A 22,673-nucleotide genomic window follows, 5' to 3' on the forward strand; every position below is an offset into this window, starting at 1 on the left:
CCGAGATCACCGGCCGGGTGGGGGACGAGCGCCGCGTCGTCGTCGGCTACGTCAACAAGGGCCCGGGGATGTCGCGGGAATCGGAGACCGCGGTGGTCTTCACGGTGCCTCCGGGCGCCAGGGTCACCAAGGTGCCGTTCGACCCGGAACTGGCGGAGGAGGGGGACCCGCAGCACTGCGCCAGGTCGGACGACGACCGCACCTACGTCTGCGAGCTGTCCAACACCGTCGGCCGGCCACAGACGTTCGCGTTCACCCTGCGCATCGTCGCGCGGGACGACCGCCCGGGCAGCGTGAGGATCCTCTACCCGGAGGCCGCGTCGAAGGACCCCGTCGCCGGCGACAACAGTGCCCCGGTTCGCCTGACCGTCACCCGCACGGCCACGAACCACTCGGGCACGGACGACTCGGGGCACGACTCGGGCACGAGCCCTGAGGTGTGGGCCGCGGTGGCCGGCGGTACCGCGGTGCTCCTGGCCGCGGAACTGCTCCTCCGCCGCCGCCGACGCCGAACCGCGTGAACACACCACCGGCCCGCCCACACCGGGCGGGCCCGCCCACCGAGCAAGGAGCACCCGCGTGGAAGACGCCCGCCAGATCATCCTCATCTCCCCGACCGGTTACGCCCACCACCCCGGCTGCCACCACATCTCCCCGGAGTACCTCGACAACCCCGCTTGGGCCCGCCTTGTCCTCCACGGCGTGGCCTTCCCGCCCGTCGATGAGGACCGCCCGGTGACCGTCGACATCGGTGAACGCACCTGGATCGCCAAGCGCCGCTGCCCCGACTGCTGACCCGCCCGCCCATCTGCCTCCGCAGGGACCTCCCGGCGGGTGCAGACCTGCACGCGCTGACCGACTCGGAGAACTCGGCGATCACAACCAGGAGACCCAGCAACTCGGCCCGCGTCAGTGCGACCCGGCATAGTGCCCGCATGTTCAACGGACTGCACGACATCGACTGGTCGTCGATGGACCACGCATACGGCACCGCCGACGAGATCCCCGACCTGCTGACCGCGCTCCGCTCCCCGGACGCCGAGGTCCGCGACAAGGCCCTCGACCGGTACTACGGCGCCGTCCACCATCAGGGCGACGTGTACGCCTGTACCACCGCAAGCCTTCCGTTCCTCTTCGAGCTGGTCGCCGACGAGACCACGCCCGGCAGAGACGCCATCGTGCGCCTGCTGGTCGGCATCGCCGGGACCAGTGTCGAACGGTGCGAGAGCGAGTACATCGGTGACGTCGTCGACTACGTCGGCGCCGCGGCCGTGCTCCGGGAGCGGGCCGATGCCTTCGTGGGGTGGGCGGCGGACGACGACGTCCGGGTCCGCCGGGCTGCCCTTCCCGCGGTGGGGCTGCTGATCGACGACACCCGACGGGCCCTGGCCGTGCTGCGGGATCGACTGGCCATGGAGGACGAGGCGGTGGTTCTGCCGGCGATACTGGACGCGGCCGCCGAACTGGCCTTGCGCCTGCCGCAGGCGAAGGACGAGGCGGTGGCCTGGTTCACCGCTCTGGCCGTCGACGAGGGCGCCGGTCCGTTGATCCGGCTGGCGGCCGTCGTTCAGCGTGTCCGCTGCGCGCCCCTGGCCGTCGACGCCGGCGTCGTGCCCACCGCGATCGCCCTGCTGCGCGAATCGGCGAACGGCACGGTGTCGGTGGACACTTGGGCCGATCCGCCCACCGAGAAGGCCCCTGCTGCCGCCCAGGCCCGGGTCCCCCCGCAGGTTGCGGCCGTGTTCGAGGACATGGAGCGGCAGAACACTGTCCATTCCTCCACGACCGGCCTGCTGAGCTCCTTCCACGAGGCGCTGGCCTGGCGGGTTCGGGAGCGCACCGAGTTGCTCGAAGAACAGCTGCGCTCCCCTGACCTCGGTTCCCGTCTCGATGCGATCCGGATGAGCGGCACCCTGATGAAGGGCTGGCGCGGCGACCATACCCGGCTGATTCTGCTGGTCGCCGACCAGCTGAAATCGCCGCATCCGGACGTCGCCGCGGAGGCGGGCGCCCTCCTCTCCAGCTGCGCCGCGCTGGCCGGTCCGGCACGTGAGGCGCTGGCGGCGAAGGTCGCCGACCAGCGGGAGGCGTACGGACCACAGGTGTGGGCGTCCGAGCGGCCTCAGCTGCGTCGCGCGCACCAGGAGGCGGTGCGGGCCCTGGCCCGGGTCGGCGACGACCGTGCCCTGCCGGACCTGCTGTTCGCGTTGGACAGCGGAGTGGACGCCTGGCGGGCGGTGGAGGTCGCCGGCGCATTGCCACAGTCCGCCGGGCAACTGACCCCGCGGTTGTGCGATCGGCTGCACGGCGTGGACCTGTCGCAGGAGTGGGTCGACATGAGCGTCAACGCGCTGCTCTCGACACTGTCCCGTCTGGGCGACCCGGTGGCGGTCCCGGTGATCGCGGAAACACTGGCCGAGGCGGTGCGGCAGGAGCAGGGTGGCGTCACGAGATCGGCGGTGCGGGCCCTCGCCGGGTTCGGCACCGTCGCCGCGGCGGCTCTGGGTCCGATTCGCGCGTTGACCGGCTCACCGGGCAACCTCCGGTCCGAAGTTGTCGCCGCCCTGTGGGCGATCGGCCGCGACCACGAGGAAGTCCTGCCCCCGCTCCTGGAGATGCTCGACAGCGGCAAGGACACCACGGTCGCCGACGTGCTCGGCGACATCGGCCGCCCCGCCGCGACCGCCCTGCCCCGTCTGCGCGAACTGCTCTCCGACGACTACGAGTGGGTCCGGGTCCACAGCGCCGCCGCCGTCTGGGACATCGCCGGAGAGGAAGAGACCGCCACCGTCCTGGACGTCCTCCTCGAAGCCTGGCAGCGGAACCACGCGACCGCCACCTTCGTGGTGGCCTGCCTGAACCGCATGGGGCTTGCGGCCCGACCCGCCCTTCCTCAGCTCCTCGAAGAACTCGCCCGGCAGCAACGCGACCGGTACGCGGACCTCACCAAGGACGAAGCGCTCCGGCGAAGCTGCCAGGCTCTCGTCGCGCGGCTCGCCTGAACCGGGGTGCCGCGCGTGAGGACACCCCACGCTCTGCCGACTCGGCGGTGATCGCACCGGACATGGCTGCTCAGATCCGCAGGGGCGATGCGACGAGGACTGCGCCTGGCCTGCCGTGGCCCGGGCCGCCTCCGGTCCACGGGCTCCGTGGTGGGCCAGGACCCGGCGGAGCGTGGTGACGAGCTCCGCGCCTACGCCCCGGCGTCGACCGTCCAGGCGTGGCACAGCCACCAGGCGGTGATCCCGCCGAAGGTGCTGTGGGGGTCGATTCCGGTCACCGTGGAGAAGCGCTGGACGCGGTTGCGCACGGTGTTCTCGTGCACGTACAGGGTGCGGGCCACGGACGCGGCGTCGCGGTCGGCCTCGAGCCACGCGCGAACGGTGCGGGCGACGGCGCCCGCGGCGGGGCCGAGTTGGGCGTGGCCGGAACGGTGGTGCGCGGTGAGGGCGGCGGCGAGGTCGGTCCGGGACAGGAGCGCGACGGCCGGGGCGACGGCGCTGATGTGGACCGGCCCGGACAGGCCGGAGACCTCCGCGGCGGGGACGGTCGCCGCCGCCAGCCGGTGCGCGAGGCCGAGTTCTTCGGCCACGACCGGGCCGGCGATGCCGACGACCTGCCCGGCCCCGCCGGAGCCGAACGCCGGACGGCCGGCCACGACGGCGACCAGGGTGTCGTCGACCACCGCGGCCAGCCCTCGCCCACCGCCCTCGGTCGAGCGTCCTTCGGTCAGGCGGCGCAGCGCCGTGGCGGAGGCGGGGTCGCCGGGCCGGGTCACCAGCACCCAGAAGCCGGTGCCGGAGGTGAAGCCCCGCTCGGCGGCGGCGAGAGCCGCGGCCGAACCGCCCTCGAGCAGACGGCGCATCGACTCGGCGTCCCGGTCCCAGCCGTCGTGCTGGCGGGGCGCCTCCCGGTGGGCGCGGATCAGCCGTGCGCGCACGGCGTCGGCCCAGTCGTCGTACAGCTCGCGGGCGTCCAGCACCCGCTCGGCCGGGATCCCGGCGGCCTCGGACAGCTCGCGCGCGCGGGCCCAGATGGCGCGCTCGGAGATCCGCACCGAGCCGAGGACCACGTCGATCGGGATGCCCTGCCGTGCGCGGGTGACGGCGAGCTGTTCGACGACCGTCAACTCCGCCTCGGTCGGGGCCCGGCGGCCGGCCAGCGCACGGGCGGCCGCGGTGAGCAGCACCCTCGTGTGGCCGGTGATGTCGGAGACCGGCAGGGTGGCCGACTCCTGCACGTGGCTGCGCACCGCGGCGACCACCTGCGGGAGCAGGTCCTCGTCGGCGAGCACCCGCTCGATCAGGTCGACGAACGCCTGCCAGTCGTGCTCCTCCGCCTTCACGGCTGCATCGTTCCACAGGTTGTGGCGGGCCACAATCGAGCCCTCGAACGCGGTGGCCGCGGCCAGTCCGCGAGGAGGTGGGGCGACCTAGCGTTGTGACCGCCACCAGACGAAGCTCCCGGCCCAGCCGCCCGAGCCGTCGGTCCCACCACCCGGAACAGGAGAAGGAACGCGCATGAGCAATCCCGCCCGCGTCGCCGTCATCGGCGCCGGCGCCGCCGGCCTGGCCACCACGAAGGCGCTGCTCGACATCGGCGCGGACGTCGTCACCTACGAGAAGGGCGACCGGCCCGGCGGTCTCTGGGACCGCCACAACGGCAGCGGCCTCTCCCCGGCGTACGACTCGCTCCACCTGAACACCAGCAAGGGCCGGACCCAGTTCGCCGACCACCCGATGCCGACCGACTGGGTCGACTACCCGTCGGCGTCGCTGGTGGCCGGCTACCTGGCCGACTACGCCGACACCTTCGGCGTGACCGGGCGCATCCGGTTCGGCAGCACCGTGACCCGCGTCGAGCGCGAGGAGACGGGCGCCCGGGCCGGTGCGTGGACGGTGACTACGGAGGACGGCGGCGCGGAGCGGTACGACGCCGTCGTCGTCGCCAACGGCCACAACTGGGACCCCCGGCTGCCCGAGCCGGGCTACCCCGGGACCTTCGACGGCGTCCAGATGCACGCCCACGACTACCGCGACCCGGAGGTCTTCCGCGACCGCCACGTGCTGGTCGTCGGCATGGGCAACTCGGCCATGGACATCGCCGTCGACGCCTCCTACGTGGCCGCCTCGCCGGTACTCCTCTCGGCCCGGCACGGCGTGCACATCGTCCCGAAGTACCTCTTCGGCCGCCCTGCCGACGCCACCGGCGGCGCCATCGCCGGGCTTCCGTGGCGGATCCGCCAGCGCCTGGCGGAGACCATGCTGCGTGTCGCGGTCGGCCGGCCCGAGGACTACGGCCTGCCGGCCCCGGCGGGCGGCCTGTTCCAGAACCACCCGACGATCAGTGACACCATCCTGCACCGGTTGACCCACGGCGAGGTGGTGGCACGTCCGGGGATCGAGCGGCTCGACGGCGACCGCGTCGTCTTCACCGACGGCAGTGCCGAGCGCGTCGACACCATCGTGTGGGCCACCGGCTACCGCGTCACCATCCCGTTCCTCTCCGACCGCTGGATCGGGGCCGACCCGGAGAAACTGCGCCTGCACCACCGCGTCTTCCACCTCGACGACCCGAGCCTGGCCTTCGTCGGCCTGATGCAGTCCACCGGCGCCGCGCTCCCCGTCGTGGAGGCGCAGGCGAAGCTCGTCGCGGCGCACCTCGGCGGCCGCTACGCCCTGCCGGACGTCGACGAGCGACGCCGCATCGCCGACCGGACGCTGCGCGACGCCCGGGCGCGGTGGGGCGAGAAGCGCCCCGCGATGCGTATCGACTTCGACGCCTACATCGCCTCCGTGCCGCGCGAGCTCGCCGCGGGCAGGAAGCGGCTGGCCGTCCACGGCGGCGCGTTCGAGCCCCGTCTCACCAGCACCGGAGCCGCCACCGGCGACGGCAACGAAGCCGGCAGCGACACCGGCACAACCACCAGCACCAGCACCAGCACCAGCACCAGCACCGACGCCACCGCGTCCCCCACCACCGACGAGGTCTCCGCATGAGTCTGCGCAACGCCACCGGTCTGCGCGTCCTGATCACCGGCGCCTCCGGCACGTTCGGCCGGGCGCTCGCCACCGAGCTGATCGGCCGGGGGGCGCACGTCGTCGGGCTGGACGTCGCGCCGCGCGACGACGACCCGATGACGGTCGTCCCCTGCGACCTCACCGACGACGCCGCCGTGCCCGCGGCCGTGGCCACCGCTCTGGCGGAGCTCGGCGGGCTCGACATCCTGATCAACAACGCCGGCATCGGCGGCCCCGCCCCGGCCGAGCTGCCGCCGGGCGAGGAGGTCCGGCGCCAGCTCGACATCAACCTGCTCGGCACCTGGCGCGTCAGCGCGGCCTGCGTTCCGGCGCTCGTCGCCTCGCGCGGCCGCGTGGTCATGCTCACCTCGCGGATGGCCGTCATGCAGCTGCCGCTCGCCGCCGCGTACGGCGCGTCCAAGCGCGCCCTGGTCGCCTACGCCGACGCGCTGCGCCTGGAACTCGGCACGCACGTGGGCGTCACCTGCGTCTACCCGTCGGCCGTGCGCAGCCCGATCCACGACTCGACCGCCAGGGCCGGCCTGTCGCTGGAGGGCATGAGCTCGTACGAGCCGCTCGAGGGCGTGGTGAACACCGTGCTGCGCGCCGCCCTCTCCCCTCGGGCGCTCCGGGACCTGCCGACCACGCGTCGTGGTGCGGTGGAGTTCTTCCTCGCCCGTCACCTGCCGTCGCTGACCGACCGGATCGTGCGGCGCACCTTCTCCTCCCGCATCCGGTCGGGCGCCTTCCGCGACGCCGAGCTCGCGGCCGGTGCGGTGGCGCGCCACGCGGAGGCCGCGGAGTGAGGGCCCCGGACACGCTTCCCGCTCACGACGGACCGGGCTCCCACGTCGGACCGGGCACCGCCGTCGGACCGGGCACCGTCTTGGCGGAGGACGGGGAGTCGGCACGGGCCGGGCGCGGACCGCTGCTGCGGTACGCCGCCGGCTCACTCGGCATGGGCGCCTGGGTGACGGTCCCGGGCCTGCTCCTGCTGTACTTCCTGACCAACACCCTCGGCGTCTCGCCGCTGATCGCCGGCCTGGCGCTGCTGATCCCCAAGGTCGTCGACGCCGTCGTCCACCCCGTCTTCGGCACCCTCTCGGACCGTCAGGCCCGTCGGCGGGGGAACCGTCGCGGGATGATGCGCTGGGGTCTGCTGCTGGGCGCCGCCATGATCGCGATGTTCACCGTCCCCGGCGGGCTGCACGGCACGCCGGCCGCCGTCTGGGTCGCCGCCTGGTACGTCGTCGGCAACCTCCTCTTCGCGGCGTTCCAGGTGCCCTACCTGACCACGCCCTCGGACCTGCGGGTCGGCTCCCACGAGTCCGCCCGCGTCTTCATGGTGCGGATGGTGCTGCTCACCGTCGGCCTGCTGGTGGCCGGTGTCCTGGCCCCGGTGCTGGTCTCCGACGAGCAGCGCGGCAGCTACACCCGGATGGCGTTCGTGTTCGCCGCCCTCATGCTGGTCACGGCGCTGGTGGCGATCCGCGGCGTCCGCCGTCTCAACGACACCTGCGGCTTCCGGGAGCCCACCGCGCACTCCCAGTCCGCCCTCGCCGACCTGCGGCTCGCCTGGGCCGACCGAGGCTTCCGGCTGCTGGTGCTCTCCTACCTGTTCACGGGGACGACCACCCACCTGGTGCTCGCCGCCGTGCCGTTCTACGCCGAGCACGTCCTCGGCCGCTCGGGCCTGACCGCTGTCCTGATGGGCGCGTTCCTCGGCCCGGCGATGATCACGTCGCCGGTGTGGCTCCGTGTCTCCGGGCGGATCGGCAAGCAGCGCGGGCTGCTGCTCGCCCAGCTGCTGTTCGTCCTCGGCAGTGTCGTCCTCGTCGCCGGGGACCGGGTGCCGGTGGCGGTCACCGTCGTGGTCGTCGCGCTGCTGGGCACGTCCTTCGCCGGGCTTCAGCTGCTGGCGTTCTCGATGGTGCCGGACGTCGTGGCCGCGGCCGAGCGCCGTGGACACTCGCGGGCGGGCGCCTACACCGGTGTATGGACGGCCACCGAGGCCGTCGGAACCGCCGCCGGCCCGTACGTCTACTCGGCCGTGCTGGCCGTCGGCGGCTTCGCGGCCGCGGTCGACGGGGAGGGCGTGACGCAGAGCGCGGGCGCCGTCCAGGCCGTACTGCTCGGGTTCACCGTCGTGCCGGCGGTCCTCATGGCCGTCGCCTGGCTCATCCAGCGGCGCTGCGGAATCGATCAGCTCGCGGACGCGACGGCGACGCGGTGATCGGCGACATGGCGACCGGCGACGTGGTGATCGACGACGTGGCGACCGGCGACGTGGTGACGTGGTGATCGGAGACGTCGGCTCGCTCGGGACCCTCGTGGTCCTGGCCGCCGTCGTGGTCGGGGCGATCGCCCAGGCGGCGACGGGCATGGGCTTCTCGCTGATCGTCGCGCCCTGCCTCGTGGCGGTGATGGGGCCTCGCGACGGCGTGGCGGTGACGCTCGTGCTCGCGGCCCTCTCCTCGGTGGCGCCGTTGTGGAACAACCGCGCCCACGTCGAGCCGCGGGCGGTCGCCCGTCTGCTCGTGCCGACGCTGGCGTTCACCCCCGTGGTCGCCTGGGCGGTCCGCGACGTCGAGACGCGTTGGCTCGCCCTCGCGGGAGGTGTGGGCGTCATCGGCGCCACGCTCCTGCTCGCCGGCGGCCTGCGCTCCCCGTGGCTGAGGCGTCGCGAAGCGGTGGTCGTCGTCGGGGCCGCCAGCGCCGCGCTCAACGTGGTCGGAGGAGTCGGGGGCCCGCCCGTCGGCCTGTACGTGGCCAACGCCGGGTGGGAGCCACGCAAGGCGCGCGGCAGCCTGCAGGCGTTCTTCGGCATCCAGAATCTCGTGACCGCCCTTGTCCTCGGTCTCGTGCTCCCCGACCCGGCCCAGCTGGCCGCGCTCGCCCTCGGGACGGCGGCCGGGCTGCTGCTCTCCGGCCGAACGGGGGCGGCCACCGTGCGCGCCGGGATCCTGGCCGTCTCGCTGATCGGCGGCGTCTGGCTGGTGGCCGGCGCCGTCCAGTAGCACCGCCTGTCACGGGGGCGGGAGCGGGCGCCCGGTCCGGGCACCGCACGCCGGGTCAGCCGGCCCGGGTGGCCGCCGTCCCGGCCGGCGGACGCCAGCCGTCGGCGAGGATGTCGAAGATCTCCTCGACGGCGGCCCTGCGGTCCTTCTGTCCCCGCGCGAGGACCGGGATCTCCAGGACGAAGCGGGCGAGGGTCACACAGGCGAGGTTGCCGTGCTCCACCCCGAACTCGTCGGCGAGCGCCGCGCCGAGCGTGTCGGTGTGCCGGGCCCACATGCGTTCGGCGTAGGCGCGCAACGAGGGTGTGGAGTCGACCAGGCGGAAGAACTCCTCGTTCTGCGGGTGGTCGGCGATCGGCAGCCAGGTGTCGAGGAGGCGCCGGCGCAGCGACTCGAGGACGTCCACGCCGTCGGCGCGCTGCCGCACCGCGGCGATCAGGTGGGCGTCGGTGCTCTCCTCCTGGTCGAAGACGAGAGCCTCCTTGCCGGTGAAGTGCTTGAACACCGTGGTGGTCGACACGTCGGCCTCCTCGGCCACGTCCCGGACGCTCACCTGGTCGTATCCCCGCTCCAGGAAGAGACGGAGCGCGGCGTCGGCGATCGCCTGCCGGGTGGCGGCCTTCTTGCGTTCACGGCGTCCGACGGGGGCTTCGGCGGGGGGTTGGGTCATGGGCGTGAGCCTATCCGACAGCGGCATCCGTAAATTAGCGGCCTCGCTGAAAAAGTTGTCGGATTACACTTTTACACCTACTCTCCTTTTGTATCCCGGCTCTGCGCCCTGCCTCCGAGCCCTGCCCGGCGCCGGGACCGCTGCCGCACGACCACCGACGAGGAGCGACCCATGACCTCTCCGCACCCCACCCGCGCACGGATCAGCATCGTCGGGGCCGGCCCCGGCGGGCTGACCTGCGCCCGCATCCTTCAGCGGCACGGCATTCAGGCCACCGTCCACGACCGCGACGCCCGCCCCGAGGCGCGCGACCAGGGCGGGAGCCTGGACCTGCACGCCGACAACGGTCAGATCGCCCTGCGCGAGGCCGGCCTCCTGGAGAGGTTCTTCGAACTGGCCCGCCCCGAAGGCCAGGAGATGCGTCAACTGGACCCGTCCGGCGCGCTCACGTTCCATCGGATGCCGGAAGCCGGCGAGCTGTTCAAGCCCGAGATCGACCGCGGACAGTTGCGCGACATGCTGCTCGACTCGCTGCACCCCGGCACCGTGCGCTGGGGCCGGGGCGTGGAGCGCGTCAGCGGCCCGGCCCAGGGGCCGCGGCGCCTGCACTTCTCCGACGGCAGCACCACCGAAGCGGATCTGGTCATCGGCGCGGACGGCGCCTTCTCCCGGGTCCGACCCGCCGTCTCCTCCGCGACCCCCGCATACAGCGGAGTCAGCTTTCTCGAGGCGTGGTTCTCGGACGTCGACCGGCGTCATCCCGAGATCGCCGAACTGGTCGGCCAGGGCGGAGCGCACGCGGCCGACGGCGAGCGCGCCCTGTTCGCCCAGCGCAACAGCGGTGACCGGATCCGCGTCTACATCGTCCAGCGCGTCCCCGCCGACTGGATCGCCGCGCGCGGTCTGCGGCCCGACGACACCGCGGGCATCCGGGCCCTGCTCCTGGAGCACTTCGCCCAGTGGTCGCCCCGGCTGCGCCGGATGATGACGGACAACGAGGGCGCCTACGTGGACCGGCCCATCCTCGCCCTGCCCGTGCCGCACATCTGGGAGCACAGTCCCACGGTGACCCTGCTCGGCGACGCGGCCCACCTCATGCCGCCGCTCGGCGTCGGCGTCAACCTCGCCATGCTCGACGCCTGCGAGCTCGCCCTCGCCCTCGCGCGCGCCGCCACCGTCGACGACGCCGTCCGCGCCTACGAGACGACCATGCTCCCCCGCTCTACCGAGACGGCGAAGATGCTCGACGGCGCCGCCGCACACCTCCTCGAAGCGGAGGGAGCCGGGCCCGACGAGGACGCCCCGCGGTGAGGGGCGGATCCGACGCGCCCCGGAGCGCCGGCGACGCCCCTCACTGCGTGTAGAACGTGGCGTCGGCCCGGTCGGTCGCCGTGCTGAGGGCCTGCACCTGCAGCAACTGGTCGAAGTGGCGGATGTAGCGGCCCGGGAAGTTGGACGACTCGTAGGAGACGCCGGCGGAGTCGGCGAGTCCGGCCCGCGCCGACCAGGACGCGTCGCCGCGGAACACGGCCGTGCCGTCGTTCTTCTCCACCCGCACCTCGAAGTTCCGGTGACGCAGGAAGTAGCCCGGGAAGTTGGCCGACTCCAGGGAGACGGTGCCGTTGCCGGCCAGTCCGGAGACGACACGGAACTGCGAGTCGGCCAGCGGGCTGACGTTCGCGTCGGTCCTCGCGCGGAACTCCCAGTGGCGGACGAACCGGTCGGGGAAGTTGTACGAGGAGAGCCGGATCGGCGTCACGCCGTCGGCGACCGGTATCCCGAAGTCGGGTGTGCCGTCGGCCTTCCAGTAGAACTTCTGGACGCGGGTACGGCGGTTGGGGTCGTTGAGGGGGTCGCCGCTGATGTCCCGGTAGCCGCGGTCGTGGTAGACGAGGATGTCGGAGGTGCCGTCCTCGGAGACCGTGAACTGGTTGTGCCCGGGGCCGTACTGGCCGGTGGCGGCGTTGCTCGCGAAGACCGGGCCCGCGGTCTTGGTCCACGACGACGCCTTCGTCAGGTCGGCGGAGGCGGACGCCGTCAGCATGCCCATGCAGTAGTTGGCGTCCGTCGCACTGGCCGAGAAGGTCATGAAGACCTTGCCCCCGCGCTGGATGACGGCCGGGCCCTCGTTGACGGTCTGGCCTCCCGCGGTCTCCCACGAAGCGGTCGGCCGGCTGAGCATGACCGGCGTACCCGTGATGGTCCACGGGTTGGACATCCGTGCCAGGTAGAGGTTGGTGCCGGGGCCGACCGCCGGGTCGTTCTGCGCCCAGGCGAGGTAGCGGGTGCCGTTCACGGCGAAGGTCGTCGCGTCCAGCGAGAAGGTGTCGAGGGGCAGGGCGATCCGGCCCTTCTCCGTCCAGGTCCCGGTGAGCGGGTTCGCGGCGGCGCACTCGAGGACGTACGGCCGGATCCTCCACACGTCGTTCGCGTCGCCGGCGGCGAAGTAGACGTACCACCTGCCGTCGACGACGTGCAGTTCGGGCGCCCAGATGTGGGAGCCCATCGCGCCACTGGCGTGCTTGGTCCACACGGTCGTCTCGGCGGCCGAGGACAGCCCCTGGATGGTGGTGGCGCGGCGCAGCACGATCCGGTCGTACGCGGGCACGGTGGCGGTGAAGTAGTAGTAGCCGTCGGTGTGCTTGTGAATGTGCGGATCGGCCCGCTGCTCGACGAGCGTGTTCCGGTACGTCACCCCCGGCGACGCCGGAACCGCCGCGTGGGCGGTGGTGGCCGTGGTGCCGGCAAGGGTGGCGACGGCCGAACCGGCGATGACACCGAGGGCCGAGCGACGGGTAAGGCCAGGTCTCACGACTACTCCCTTGCGGGGCGGGGGGTGCGGGCGCCGGACGTTCACACACCGCCGATGTACCGAGCACGGCTCGTAGCCTCGGCGAGAGGCTAGGTTCCGCCGATCACGTCGTCAACGCCTTCGCCGGGATCCGGTCCCCGACGGTGGCGACACGCGGTGGCGGCCGCGCGGGGCCAGGCGAAAAGGCGACTGGTCACGGCGCGAGCGGGCAGGCGGGTCTCGCACGCGGGTCACAACCGACACGCGGCGCATTTCCGGCCTTACCGTCCAGACCTCAGGAGTTCCGCGTGATGATTGTCGGCGTGATAGCCGCTTGTGTCGTCCTGGCCGTGCTCGCCTTCCTGCTCCCCCGGCTGTCCCGGCACCCGCAGAACGGCGCACAGCGTGCGCTGGGAGCGGGGTCGCGCACCGGGTCCAAGGCGCCCGGCCCGCTGGGGCGGCTGCTCAGCAAGCCCTTCAGCTCCAGTTCGCGTGCCGTGGGCCGCAGCGGCTCCGCCGGCCGGCGGGCGCGCGGGCGCCTGCCGTTCTGATCACCGGGAGAGGACGAAGTGGACGAGCCCGAGGACGACCTTCTCGACGGCCTGACGGTGAACGAGCGGCGGCCGGAGAAGCCGGTCCTGCTCAACGCCGACGGCAGCCCCATCAAGACCTGGCAGGAGAACCATCCCTACGCCCAGAAGGTGCGCAGGGCCGAGTACGACCGCCGGAAGCGGGCTCTGCAGATCGAGCTGCTGAAGATGCAGCGCTGGGTGAAGGAGACCGGCCAGCGGATCGTCGTGGTCTGCGAGGGCCGGGACGCGGCCGGCAAGGGCGGCACCATCCAGCGGTTCACCGAGCGGCTGAACCCGCGCGGCGCCCGCGTGGTGGCACTGGAGAAGCCCACCGAGCGGGAGGCGGGCCAGTGGTACTTCCAGCGTTACGTGTCCCATCTGCCCGCGCGCGGTGAGATCGTCTTCTTCGACCGCTCCTGGTACAACCGGGCGGGTGTCGAGCGGGTGATGGGCTTCTGCACGGAGGAGGAGTACCAGCGGTTCCTGCGGCAGGCGCCGATGTTCGAGCGGATGCTCACCGACGACGGCATCCTGCTGGTGAAGTTCTGGTTCTCCGTCTCCCGGGCCGAGCAGCGCACCCGTTTCGCCATCCGGCAGGTCGACCCGGTACGCCGCTGGAAGCTGTCGCCGACGGACCTGGCCTCGCTGGACCGCTGGGACGAGTACACGACCGCCAAGGTCGAGATGTTCCGTGCCACGGACACGCCGCACGCCCCGTGGACGGTGGTGAAGAACAACGACAAGCGGCGCGGTCGCCTGGAGGCGATGCGCAGCCTGCTCGACCGCTGCGCCTACCCGCTCAAGGACCACACCGTCGTGGGCACGCCGGACCCGCTGATCGTCGGCTCGGCCGACACCCTGCTGGAACCCGGTGAGGAGCCCGCCGACCTCTCCCCCACTCCGCTCGCCGGTGACCGCCGCGGACCCGGCCTCCATCCCGACCGCGGGGACGAACGGCCGGGTGGAGCCGCCTGAACGTCGCGCGAGGCCGGGACAGCGATTCCTGAGAGCAGATCGAACAGGCAGGACCGCACCCTGGGCGAAGGCCCGGGCTGCGGTCCTGCTCGCTGAGGATCCCCAGCGAACCCGCTGACCATTTCCGGTCACAGCGCTAGGGAGCCGTGTGGTAGTAGCGGGTGCACTCGCTGACCATGCCGTCGTCGGCGATGCGGAAGACGTCGACGAAGCGCGTGCACGGGTGGTGCGAGCCCGGGACGACGCGCCGGCCCTCGGCGACCACACTGCGGTCGGCGGCCACCAGGTGGTCGATCTCGTGACGGGCCTGGGCGGTGCCGTGGCGGAAGTGGGCGCGGACGACCTCGGCGCGGCCGTGGACGGGGGGCATGCCGGGCAGCTCCAGGACCACGCACTCGTGCATCAGGGAGGCGCAGGAGTCCGCGTCGCCCGCGTCGAGGTAGTCGTAGACCAGACGGACGTGGTCCATGCCTGCGGCGGTGATCAGGTCGGTCGCTCCCGAGAGCGCGGCTGCCGACTGGTCGTGACTCGTCATCGGGCTGTACCCCTTTCGTTCTCCCTCCCGAGACTGGGTGGCGGGGCCAACTCTTTGCTATCCCGGCACTATTCTCGCCCGACATATGCACGCCATGGACAGAACAGTGACATATGTGGAGACTGTTCGAAGCTGCTCTTGCCTCGTCAACTCATGTGTCTCGGTGGGGGATTCGTTGACCGACCTCATGACGGAGGATGAGCAGGGCGTCCCTCCGGCGCCGCGCCCGTCCTTCCGGATTCTCGGACCGCTGCAGGTGCAAGGGGCCGACGGTCCACTGCGGGTGCCGCCCGGCCGCCAGGAGGTGATCCTCGCCGCGCTGCTGCTGGAGGCCAACCGGGTGGTCAGCACCGGTTACCTGGTCGACCTCATCTGGGAGGACGTTCCGCCGGAGACCGCCCGCACCCAGGTGCAGATCTGTGTGTCGCGACTGCGGAAGCTGCTGGCCGGTGCCGACGCGGAGGTCGCGATCACCACCCGGCCCCCCGGGTACGTGCTGCACACCGACGCGCGCAACGTGGACGCCGCGCTGTTCACCGCGGGGGTGTCGCGGGCCAGGCGGCTGCGGGAGCGGGGCGACGCGCAACGGTCCGTGGAGGAGCTGAGAGCCGCGGTGGCCCTGTGGCAGGGGGACTGTCTGCCGGGGCTGGACAGCGGTGCGCTCGCGAACAAGGCGCGGCAGCTCGACGAGGAGCGGCTCACGGCCGTCGAGCTGCGGATCCAGCTCGAACTCGGGCTGGGGCGGCACGACCGGCTGGTGGGAGAGCTGCAGCTGCTCACCCATGAGCACCCGCTGCGGGAGAAGCTGCGCGGCCAGCTGATGCAGGCGCTGTACTGGTCGGGCCGGCAGGCCGAGGCGCTCGAGGTGTTCCGCACGGGGCGGCGGCTGCTCGACGAGGAGCTCGGGCTGGAGCCGGGCCGGGAGCTCAAGGACCTGGAGTCGGCGATCCTCACGGGCACGCTCACCCCGCCCGCCGGCCCGGCTCCGGACGTCCCGGGGCGGGCCGCGGAGGCGCAGACGCAGTCCGGTGCGGATACGGAGGCCCGGCCGAAGGAGTCTTCGGCACGTGTCGAGACCTCCCGGCAGGAGGCCGTGCCGCATCAGCTTCCGGCGGCGACCGCCGACTTCGTGGCGGACGCGGCGCAGCTGGCGGCGCTCGCGGACGCGCTGACCGGAGGGCCGGAGCGGACGACGGTGGGGCTGGCGGCGGTCACCGGGAAACCGGGCACCGGCAAGTCGGCCCTGGCCGTCGAGGTGGCGCACCGGTTGTCGGACTCGGCGTTCCCGGACGGGCAGCTGTACTGCGACCTGCGGGGGACGACCGGCGCCCCGGTCACCCCGGAGGAGGTGCTGGGGCGTTTCCTGAGGGCGCTGGGCATTCCGGGGCAGCTGGTCCCGGAGTCGCTGGACGAGCGGGCGGAGATGTACCGCTCGAGGCTGGCGTCGCGCCGGGTGCTGGTGGTGCTGGACGACGCGGCGAGCGAGCGGCAGGTGCTGCCGCTGCTTCCGGGGAGCCGTCACTGCGCGGTGCTGGTCACCAGCCGGACCCGGCTGACGGCGTTACCGGGAGCGCACCGCGTCGAGCTGGACGTGCTGGGTGAGGACCGGGCGCTGGAGCTGCTGGCCCGGATCGTCGGACGGGAGCGGGTGACGACGGAGGCGGTGGCGGCGGAGGCGCTGGTGCGCACCGTCGGCAGGCTGCCGCTGGCACTGCGCATCGTGGCGGCCCGGCTGGCGGCGCGGCCGCACTGGTCGCTGGCGTCGATGGTGCAGCGGCTGGCCGACGAGCGGCACCGGCTGGACGAGCTGACGCACGGTGAGATGACGATGCGGGCGAGCCTGGCCCTGACGTACGACGGGCTCGCCCCGGACGACCGTCGGCTGCTGCGGCTGCTGAGCATGGCCCAGGCGCCTACGCTGCCGAGCTGGCTGGCGGGCGCCCTCCTGGACGACGGCCGGCCCTTCCCGTCGGATCTGATGGAGCCGCTGGTCGACGTGCAGATGCTGGACGTCGCCGGAGTGGAGCGGAGCGGCGGTTTCCGGTACCGCTTCCACGAGATCATCCGGGTGTACGCGCGCGAGCGGCTGGCGTCCGACCCTCCCGGGGAGCGGGGGGCCGCGCTGGCCCGGATGGGCGGTGGGTGGATGTACCTCGCGCAGCAGGCCCACCGGAAGCTGTACGGCGGGGACTTCACCGTGCTGCACGGAGACGCCCCGCGGTGGGAGCCGCCCGCCGTGTACACGCAGGAGCTGCTGGCAGATCCGCTGGCCTGGCTGGAGGCCGAGCAGGCCGCCCTGTGCCGCATGGTGGAGCACGCGGCCGAGGAGGGGCTGCACGACCTGTGCTGGGACCTGGCGACGACGCTGGTGACGCTGTTCGAGGTCAGAGGTCTGTACGACCTGTGGGAGCGGACGCACCTGTGCGCGCTGACGGCGGCCCGCAAGGCGGGCAATCTGCGGGGCACCGCGGCGGTACGTGCCTCGCTCGGCTCGCTGTACATGAGCCGCAGTCAGTTCGACGCGGCGCGGCAGGCGCTGACCTCGGCGCTGGACGTCTTCCAGGCACTGGACGAGCCCACGGGTGAGGGCCTGTGCCGCCGGGACCTGGCCCTCATCGCCCGGACGGTCGGTGACGACGCCTCGGCGCTGGAGCTGTACGCGCGGTCGCTGGCGGACTTCGACCGGGCGGGGGACGTGGTGGGGCGGGCGATCGTGCTGACGCAGAGCGCCCACATCCGGATGCGGCAGGGCGAGTTCGCGGCGGCGCAGGCCCAGCTGGACGAGGCCCTGGACACGTACGACGCGGTGGGCTACGTCGGCGGCCGGGCGCGCACGTTGCGGCGGGTGGGCCAGTTGCTGCTGGAGCAGGGCAAGAGCGATCTGGCGGTGCTGACCTTCACGGAGGTGCTGGAGCTGTGCCGGGATTCCGGCGACGTGATCGGCGAGGGGCACCTGCTGCGCGATCTGGGGAACGCCTTCGCCGTGATGGGCCGGCCCGATCGTGCCAGGGACTTCTTCGACCGGGCCGTGACCGCCCGGGAGCGGATCATGGATGTCGGCGGGGGCGCGCTGGCGCGTCTCGACCTGGCGCGCCTTCTGGACGGGGAGCCGGGGCGCGCCCGGGAGCTGCTGGCACCGGCGGTGGAGGTGTTCCAGGAGCGGGGGATGGTCCGTGAACTGACGGAGGCGCGGCGGCTGCTCGCCGCGGGCTGAGGCCGGCGGACCGGTCGCGGCCGGGGTCAGTCCCAGGGGTTGTTGTCGGTGGTGCCGCCCGTGCCACCGGTCGTCCCCGTGCCGCCGGTCGTGCCGGTGCCGCCGGTCGTGCCGGTGCCACTGGTGCTGCCCGTGCCGCCGGTGGTGGTGCCGGTGTCGCCTTCGTCCGTGGTGGTGTCCCCGCCGGTGGCGGATGCGGCGGTGGCGACGGCCGTGGTGCCCGGGCCCGTGGTTCCGGCGGCCCAGCCGGTCTGGGCGCCGGCGGCGGCGAGGAGCACGATCAGCGCGGAAGCGATCGCGGCGCGGAGGGCGTTGCGGGGGGCGGCGGTGTGCGACATGGGGTGCTTCCTCTCGGTGGTGGCGGCCGGTAGCGGCTGACGACCACAAAGTTAGGAAGGGGCGGATTCACGGCACCGTCCGCTGCCTTATCACCCCGCTATCACGATCCGGCGCCCGCTGTCCCGTCGTGACAGCCGCACTCGCCGGCCGCCGGCGGAGGTCGGCGCGGGGGCCGCCGGGCGGCGTGTGAGGGGTTAGTGGCGGGATGGTTCCTGGATAGGCGGCGTGCCGACCATGGCCGGCAGACCTTCCTGACCCGACCAGCAGGAGCTGCACATGACGCACCGCCTTGCTTCTCAGGACACCGCCCCCTCCTCCGTCGCGCTCGGCGCCCTGATCCTCCGGCACCGGCTGCGCATCGGCCTGACACAGCGGGAGCTCGCGGACCTCTCCACCATCAGCGTCCGCGCCATACGCGACCTGGAGAAGGGGAAGGCGCAGCGGCCGAGAACCGACACGGTCCGGCTGATCGCCGACGGTCTGCGGCTCGGCCCCCGCGCCCGTGCGGCTCTCGAGGAGGCGGCCCAGCGCGGCCACCGAGGAGGTGTCCGGGCGGCCGTCGAGCGACCCGCGCCGCCCGTTCCCCTCCACCCGCTGATCGGGCGTGAGGCGGAGTGCGCCGCGGTGGTGCAGGAGCTCCGCTCGGGCGCCGAACGGCTGGTGACCGTCGTGGGGCTGAGCGGTGTGGGCAAGACCCGGCTCGTCCTGGAGGCCGCCGCGCGGCTGCACGACGCGGGTCTGGCCGTGCTGTGGCACTCCGCGCCCGGGACGGCCGTCGACTTCCTCCCCGGCGGTCAGGGCCCGTTCTCCGCGCTCGCGGCCGACTGCGCCGCCTTCCTGCGCGGCGAGGGGCGGGACGACGATCTGCCCGGCGGGCCGGCCGGGCTGCCCGGCGACCGCGGTGTCGTGCTCGTCCTCGACGGTGCCGACACGCACCTGTTCGACTTCCACCGGCTGGGCCGTCTGCTGCGGGAGCTGCCCGGGGTGCGTCTGCTGCTCACCGCCGACGAGCCGTGGAACGTCCCCGGCGAACGTCTCTTCCTGCTGTCACCGCTGGACGCTCCCGAGCCCTCCGCCGCAGGCCCCGCCGACACGGCCGCCTCCCGCTTCTTCCTGGACCAGTTGCGCCGGCTGCGCCCGGGGATCGTCCCCACCGAGCGGGCCCTCGCCGACGTGGCGTGGATCTGCCACCGCCTCGACGGCCATCCGATGTCGCTCGCGGCCGCCGCGTCCTGGCTGGCCGTCTACGACCTGCCCGCGCTGCGCGGGCTTCTGGAGTCGGACCCCTATCCGCTGCTCGCCCATCTGGCCGACGGCCCGGCCGGCTCCCGGCTCCAGGAACGGGTGGCGCGCACCGTGACGGGCCTGCCCGCGCCCTGCCGGGATCTGCTCGCCGGCCTGTGCCGTGAGGGGGACGGCGCCTTCCTGTTGGAGGACGTGGTCCGGCTGACCGGCCGTCCGCTGCCCGAGTGCGGCCGCATGCTGCGGGACCTGCTGGTCGGCGGCGTGGTCCGGTCCGTCGAGGAGGGAGCGCTGCCCGCCTTCCGGGTGCTGTGCGTGGTGCGCGCGGTCCTCGGGACGGCTGCCGTCGCGACTGCCGCCTGACTGCCGCGCGGCGGCCCGCTGCTGGCGCTCCCGCCGGAACAACTGCCGCTCGGCGCCCCGGACGGCGGGTTGTATGGCACTGCCTGCCCCTCCCCCGCCGTCCCTCACCAGGAGACCGCCATGTCGTCCGACGCGCCTGTCGCTCCCGTCCCGGCCGCCACCCGGTTGCCTCTCTCGGCGGCCCAGCGTGACATCTGGACGGCGCACGCCCTCGACCCGTCGGGCCTGAAGTACAACGTGGCCGAATGCCGGGAGATCCTCGGCCCGGTCGATCCCGGTCTGATGGCCACCGCCTGGCGCCGCCTCGCCGAGGAGGCGGACTTCCTGCGGACCCGCCGCTTCGAGGAGGACGGGGAGCAGGTCTGGCAGGTGGTCGACGCCGACGCCGGCCTGCTGGACCTGCCGTTCACCGACGTGAGCGGGGCGGCCGACCCGGAGGCGGAGGCGTGGCGGCTGGTCGACGAGATGATCAGCACCCCGTTCGCGCTGGACTCGGAGCCGCCGGTGCGCTGTGCGCTGATCCGGCTGGGTGCGGAGCGCCACTTCTACTTCTACGGCTTCCACCACCTGGTCGTGGACGGCGTCGGCGTCGGGCTCGCACTGACGCGGCTGGTGGAGCTGTACGAGCAGGCGGTGGCCGGCGAGCCGTGGGGTCCGTCCCCGTTCGGGCGGCTCTCCGACCTGCTGGCGGAGGACGCCGCGTTCCGCGGGTCGCGGGAGGCCGCCGCCGAGCGGGCGGCCTGGCGGGAGCACCTCGCCGGGGCGCCGGACGTCCCCCGCAGTCTGGTCCGGGGCGCCGGCCGGGCCACACCGGCCCACGGCGGTCTGCCCTTCGCCCGGCGCACCGTGCGGCTCTCCCCGGCCGACGCGGGCCGGCTGCGGGACGCGGCCCGCGCGCAGCGGGTCTCCTGGCCGGTCCTGCTGGTGTCGCTGCTCGCCGTGTACCTGCACCGGGTCACCGGGCAGGACGAGCTGGTGGTCGCCCTGCCGGTGACCGGCCGGACCACGCCGACGGCGCGCAGCACCCCCGGGATGATGTCGAACGTGGTGCCGCTGAGGCTGCGGGTGCGCCCCGACGAGCCGTTCGGCGCGCTGGTCCGCTCGGTCTCCGCTGAGGTCAAGCGCGGTCTGCGTGGCCAGCGGACCCGTTACGAGGACCTGTGCCGGGACGCCGGCGTCCTGGGGAGGGCGCGCGGACTGGCCACTCCGGTCGTCAACATCATGGGCTTCAACGCGGACCTCACGGTCTGCGGCAGCCCGACCGTCAACCACAACGTCAGCAACGGCCCGGTCGACGACCTCAGCATCGCCGTGTTCGACCTGGGGGCCGCGCACGGCATCCGGATCGACTTCGACACGCCGGTCGAGGGCGTGGACCCGGACGCCGTCGCCGCCCACCAGGACCGGTTCGCCGCGTTCCTGGCCACGGCCGCGGCACCTGCCGCCGGCGAGCTCGCCGGGCGCGTGACGTCCGATCTCGAGGTGCTGACCGAGGCGGAGCGCGGCCTGCTGCTCGGGAGGTGGGCCGGCGCCACCACCGAGCGGCAGGACACCACGCTGGTCGAGCAGTTCGGGAAGCAGGCGGAACGTTTCCCCGACCGGGTCGCGCTGATCGACGGAGACCGGCGGATCACCTACCGGGCGCTCGACGCGGCCGCCAACCGCTGGGCCCGGCACCTGCGCGAGAAGGGCCTGGGCCGCGGCGACCTGGCGGGCGTGCTGCTGGAGCGCGGCGCCGACTTCGCCACCGCCCTGATCGCCGTGCTCAAGACCGGCGCCGCCCATGTACTGCTCGACCCCGACTTCCCCGACGAGCGCCTCCGCTCCGCGGCCGGGGACGCCGGCATCAGCCACCTGGTGACGACGCCCCGGTTCGCGGGCCGCCTCGACGGTCCGTGGGCCGTCCACACGGAGGGTCCGCGGGACCTCGCCCATCTGGATGCGGGAGACCTGGGCGTCCCGCTCTCCCCCGACGACCCGGCGTGCCTGATGTTCACCTCCGGGTCGACCGGCCGGCCCAAGGGCATCCTGTCCTCCCACCGGAACCTGGTGGCCACCCTCGTCGACCAGCAGTACCTCCCGACCGGTCCGGACGAGGTGTTCCTGCAGTCGTCGCCGGTGTCCTGGGACGCGTTCAGCCTCGAGTTCTGGGGCCCGCTGCTGCACGGTGGGGCCGCCGTCCTGCAGCCGGGCCAGAAGCCGGAACCGACGCTGGTGAGCGAACTGTCGCGGCGTCACCGCGTCACCACGCTGCTGTTGTCGGCGAGCCTGTTCAACTACCTCGTCGACGAGCACCCGGAGACGTTCGAGAGCGTCGCCACCGCCTACACCGTCGGCGAGGCGGCCTCCCCGGCCCACGTGCACAAGCTGCAGCGGCTGAGGCCCGGCATCACCGTCGTCAACGGCTACGGCCCTGCCGAGGTCATGATCTATGCCACCACGCACACCGTCGAGCGCGGGCAGCGGCCGCACCCGTCCATCCCCATCGGGTCACCCCTGGCCGACAAGCCGCTGTACGTGCTCGACAGCAGGCTTCGGCTGTGCCCGCCGGGCGCCACCGGCGAACTTTACGTGGCGGGTGAAGGGCTGGCCCACGGCTACCTGGGCCGGTCGGACCTGACCGCCGCGCGTTTCGTGGCGAACCCGTACGGTCGGGCCGGCAGCCGTCTCTACCGCACCGGCGATCTCGTCCACTTCGACGCGGACGGCAACCTCCACTACGAAGGCCGCGCCGACGACCAGATCAAGATCCGCGGCTTCCGGGTGGAGCCCGGCGAAATCGAAGCCGCCCTCCTCACCCACCCCGCCGTCACCCAGGCCGTCGTCACCACCCACCAGGGCCGGCTCTGCGCCCACATCGTCACCGACACCCCCACCTCGGTCGACGCCGTCCGCGACCACCTGACCCGACGGCTACCCGACCACCTCGTCCCCA

At 73.2% G+C, this 22,673-nt stretch carries 18 protein-coding genes; 13 read left to right on the forward strand and 5 right to left on the reverse strand.

Features of this window, described 5'->3' with window-relative positions:
• Positions 1 to 17: 17 nt before the first annotated feature.
• The 3 genes from ABT026_RS21040 to ABT026_RS21050 all read left to right on the forward strand — a co-directional run bounded on the left by ABT026_RS21040 (position 18) and on the right by ABT026_RS21050 (position 3,002).
• On the forward strand, positions 18 to 521 hold the full coding sequence (locus tag ABT026_RS21040) for a hypothetical protein (protein ID WP_351116307.1): 504 nt from the start codon (positions 18 to 20) through the stop codon (positions 519 to 521).
• Between the two features lie 58 nt (positions 522 to 579).
• The gene (locus ABT026_RS21045; protein ID WP_351116308.1) at positions 580 to 795 is read left to right on the forward strand and encodes a hypothetical protein; all 216 of its coding nucleotides are present in this window, start codon (positions 580 to 582) and stop codon (positions 793 to 795) included.
• 140 nt (positions 796 to 935) lie between these two features.
• A complete protein-coding gene (locus ABT026_RS21050; RefSeq protein ID WP_351116309.1) occupies positions 936 to 3,002 on the forward strand; it encodes a HEAT repeat domain-containing protein in 2,067 nt (688 codons plus the stop codon).
• A 191-nt stretch (positions 3,003 to 3,193) separates the two neighbouring features.
• Here the strand turns inward: ABT026_RS21050 and ABT026_RS21055 are convergent, their stop codons facing one another.
• The gene (locus ABT026_RS21055; protein WP_351116310.1) at positions 3,194 to 4,345 is read right to left on the reverse strand and encodes an RsbRD N-terminal domain-containing protein; all 1,152 of its coding nucleotides are present in this window, start codon (positions 4,343 to 4,345) and stop codon (positions 3,194 to 3,196) included.
• A 175-nt stretch (positions 4,346 to 4,520) separates the two neighbouring features.
• Here ABT026_RS21055 and ABT026_RS21060 point away from each other — a divergent pair, with 175 nt between their 5' ends.
• The 4 genes from ABT026_RS21060 (at position 4,521) to ABT026_RS21075 (ending at position 9,037) form a co-directional block, all read left to right on the forward strand.
• Positions 4,521 to 5,999, forward strand: coding sequence for a flavin-containing monooxygenase (locus ABT026_RS21060; RefSeq protein ID WP_351116312.1), 1,479 nt, complete (start codon positions 4,521 to 4,523; stop codon positions 5,997 to 5,999).
• Entirely contained in the window at positions 5,996 to 6,826 is an 831-nt protein-coding gene (locus ABT026_RS21065; RefSeq protein WP_351116313.1) for an SDR family NAD(P)-dependent oxidoreductase, read from the forward strand. The genes ABT026_RS21060 and ABT026_RS21065 overlap by 4 nt, the downstream gene beginning before the upstream one ends.
• A gap of 80 nt (positions 6,827 to 6,906) precedes the next feature.
• Positions 6,907 to 8,253, forward strand: coding sequence for an MFS transporter (locus tag ABT026_RS21070; RefSeq protein ID WP_351116315.1), 1,347 nt, complete (start codon positions 6,907 to 6,909; stop codon positions 8,251 to 8,253).
• Positions 8,254 to 8,314: 61 nt separating this feature from the next.
• On the forward strand, positions 8,315 to 9,037 hold the full coding sequence (locus tag ABT026_RS21075; protein ID WP_351116316.1) for a TSUP family transporter: 723 nt from the start codon (positions 8,315 to 8,317) through the stop codon (positions 9,035 to 9,037).
• A gap of 55 nt (positions 9,038 to 9,092) precedes the next feature.
• On the opposite strand, the gene ABT026_RS21080 is transcribed toward ABT026_RS21075, so the two are convergent.
• On the reverse strand, positions 9,093 to 9,707 hold the full coding sequence (locus tag ABT026_RS21080) for a TetR/AcrR family transcriptional regulator (protein ID WP_351116318.1): 615 nt from the start codon (positions 9,705 to 9,707) through the stop codon (positions 9,093 to 9,095).
• Positions 9,708 to 9,878: 171 nt separating this feature from the next.
• Between ABT026_RS21080 and ABT026_RS21085 the strand changes: the two genes are divergently transcribed.
• Positions 9,879 to 11,018, forward strand: a complete 1,140-nt coding sequence (locus tag ABT026_RS21085) for an FAD-dependent oxidoreductase (protein WP_351116319.1) — start codon at positions 9,879 to 9,881, stop codon at positions 11,016 to 11,018.
• Positions 11,019 to 11,058: 40 nt separating this feature from the next.
• Here ABT026_RS21085 and ABT026_RS21090 read toward each other — a convergent pair whose 3' ends face one another.
• Positions 11,059 to 12,480 carry a family 43 glycosylhydrolase gene (locus ABT026_RS21090; protein WP_351116335.1) on the reverse strand — a complete coding sequence of 474 codons (1,422 nt, stop codon included), beginning with the start codon at positions 12,478 to 12,480 and terminating at the stop codon, positions 11,059 to 11,061.
• Between the two features lie 326 nt (positions 12,481 to 12,806).
• Between ABT026_RS21090 and ABT026_RS21095 the strand changes: the two genes are divergently transcribed.
• A complete protein-coding gene (locus tag ABT026_RS21095; protein ID WP_351116320.1) occupies positions 12,807 to 13,049 on the forward strand; it encodes a DUF6411 family protein in 243 nt (80 codons plus the stop codon).
• Positions 13,050 to 13,067: 18 nt separating this feature from the next.
• Positions 13,068 to 14,045 (forward strand): polyphosphate kinase 2, encoded by a 978-nt coding sequence (ppk2, locus tag ABT026_RS21100; protein WP_351116322.1) that lies wholly within the window; start codon positions 13,068 to 13,070, stop codon positions 14,043 to 14,045.
• 136 nt (positions 14,046 to 14,181) lie between these two features.
• Here the strand turns inward: ppk2 and ABT026_RS21105 are convergent, their stop codons facing one another.
• Positions 14,182 to 14,580, reverse strand: a complete 399-nt coding sequence (locus ABT026_RS21105; protein ID WP_351116324.1) for a nuclear transport factor 2 family protein — start codon at positions 14,578 to 14,580, stop codon at positions 14,182 to 14,184.
• A 187-nt stretch (positions 14,581 to 14,767) separates the two neighbouring features.
• On the opposite strand from ABT026_RS21105, the gene ABT026_RS21110 reads away from it, so the two are divergent.
• Positions 14,768 to 17,794 carry an AfsR/SARP family transcriptional regulator gene (locus ABT026_RS21110; RefSeq protein WP_351116325.1) on the forward strand — a complete coding sequence of 1,009 codons (3,027 nt, stop codon included), beginning with the start codon at positions 14,768 to 14,770 and terminating at the stop codon, positions 17,792 to 17,794.
• A gap of 26 nt (positions 17,795 to 17,820) precedes the next feature.
• Here the strand turns inward: ABT026_RS21110 and ABT026_RS21115 are convergent, their stop codons facing one another.
• Entirely contained in the window at positions 17,821 to 18,132 is a 312-nt protein-coding gene (locus ABT026_RS21115) for a hypothetical protein (RefSeq protein ID WP_351116326.1), read from the reverse strand.
• Between the two features lie 277 nt (positions 18,133 to 18,409).
• Between ABT026_RS21115 and ABT026_RS21120 the strand changes: the two genes are divergently transcribed.
• The gene (locus ABT026_RS21120; protein WP_351116327.1) at positions 18,410 to 19,738 is read left to right on the forward strand and encodes a helix-turn-helix domain-containing protein; all 1,329 of its coding nucleotides are present in this window, start codon (positions 18,410 to 18,412) and stop codon (positions 19,736 to 19,738) included.
• Positions 19,739 to 19,858: 120 nt separating this feature from the next.
• A partial coding sequence (locus ABT026_RS21125) for a non-ribosomal peptide synthetase (RefSeq protein WP_351116328.1) occupies positions 19,859 to 22,673 on the forward strand: 2,815 nt, incomplete at its 3' end.

It is taken from the genome of Streptomyces sp. NPDC002734, assembly GCF_040295685.1.
In the GTDB taxonomy this organism is placed as follows: Bacteria; Actinomycetota; Actinomycetes; order Streptomycetales; family Streptomycetaceae; genus Streptomyces.

Bases quoted from the DNA above. Each gene is read 5' to 3' on its own strand.
- ABT026_RS21050 (WP_351116309.1), top strand. From the start codon at position 936: ATGTTCAACGGACTGCACGACATCGACTGGTCGTCGATGGACCACGCA.
- ABT026_RS21060 (WP_351116312.1), top strand. From the start codon at position 4,521: ATGAGCAATCCCGCCCGCGTCGCCGTCATCGGCGCCGGCGCCGCCGGC.
- ABT026_RS21065 (WP_351116313.1), top strand. From the start codon at position 5,996: ATGAGTCTGCGCAACGCCACCGGTCTGCGCGTCCTGATCACCGGCGCC.
- ABT026_RS21080 (WP_351116318.1), bottom strand. From the start codon at position 9,707: ATGACCCAACCCCCCGCCGAAGCCCCCGTCGGACGCCGTGAACGCAAG.
- ABT026_RS21085 (WP_351116319.1), top strand. From the start codon at position 9,879: ATGACCTCTCCGCACCCCACCCGCGCACGGATCAGCATCGTCGGGGCC.
- ABT026_RS21105 (WP_351116324.1), bottom strand. From the start codon at position 14,580: ATGACGAGTCACGACCAGTCGGCAGCCGCGCTCTCGGGAGCGACCGAC.
- ABT026_RS21110 (WP_351116325.1), top strand. From the start codon at position 14,768: ATGACGGAGGATGAGCAGGGCGTCCCTCCGGCGCCGCGCCCGTCCTTC.
- ABT026_RS21115 (WP_351116326.1), bottom strand. From the start codon at position 18,132: ATGTCGCACACCGCCGCCCCCCGCAACGCCCTCCGCGCCGCGATCGCT.
- ABT026_RS21120 (WP_351116327.1), top strand. From the start codon at position 18,410: ATGACGCACCGCCTTGCTTCTCAGGACACCGCCCCCTCCTCCGTCGCG.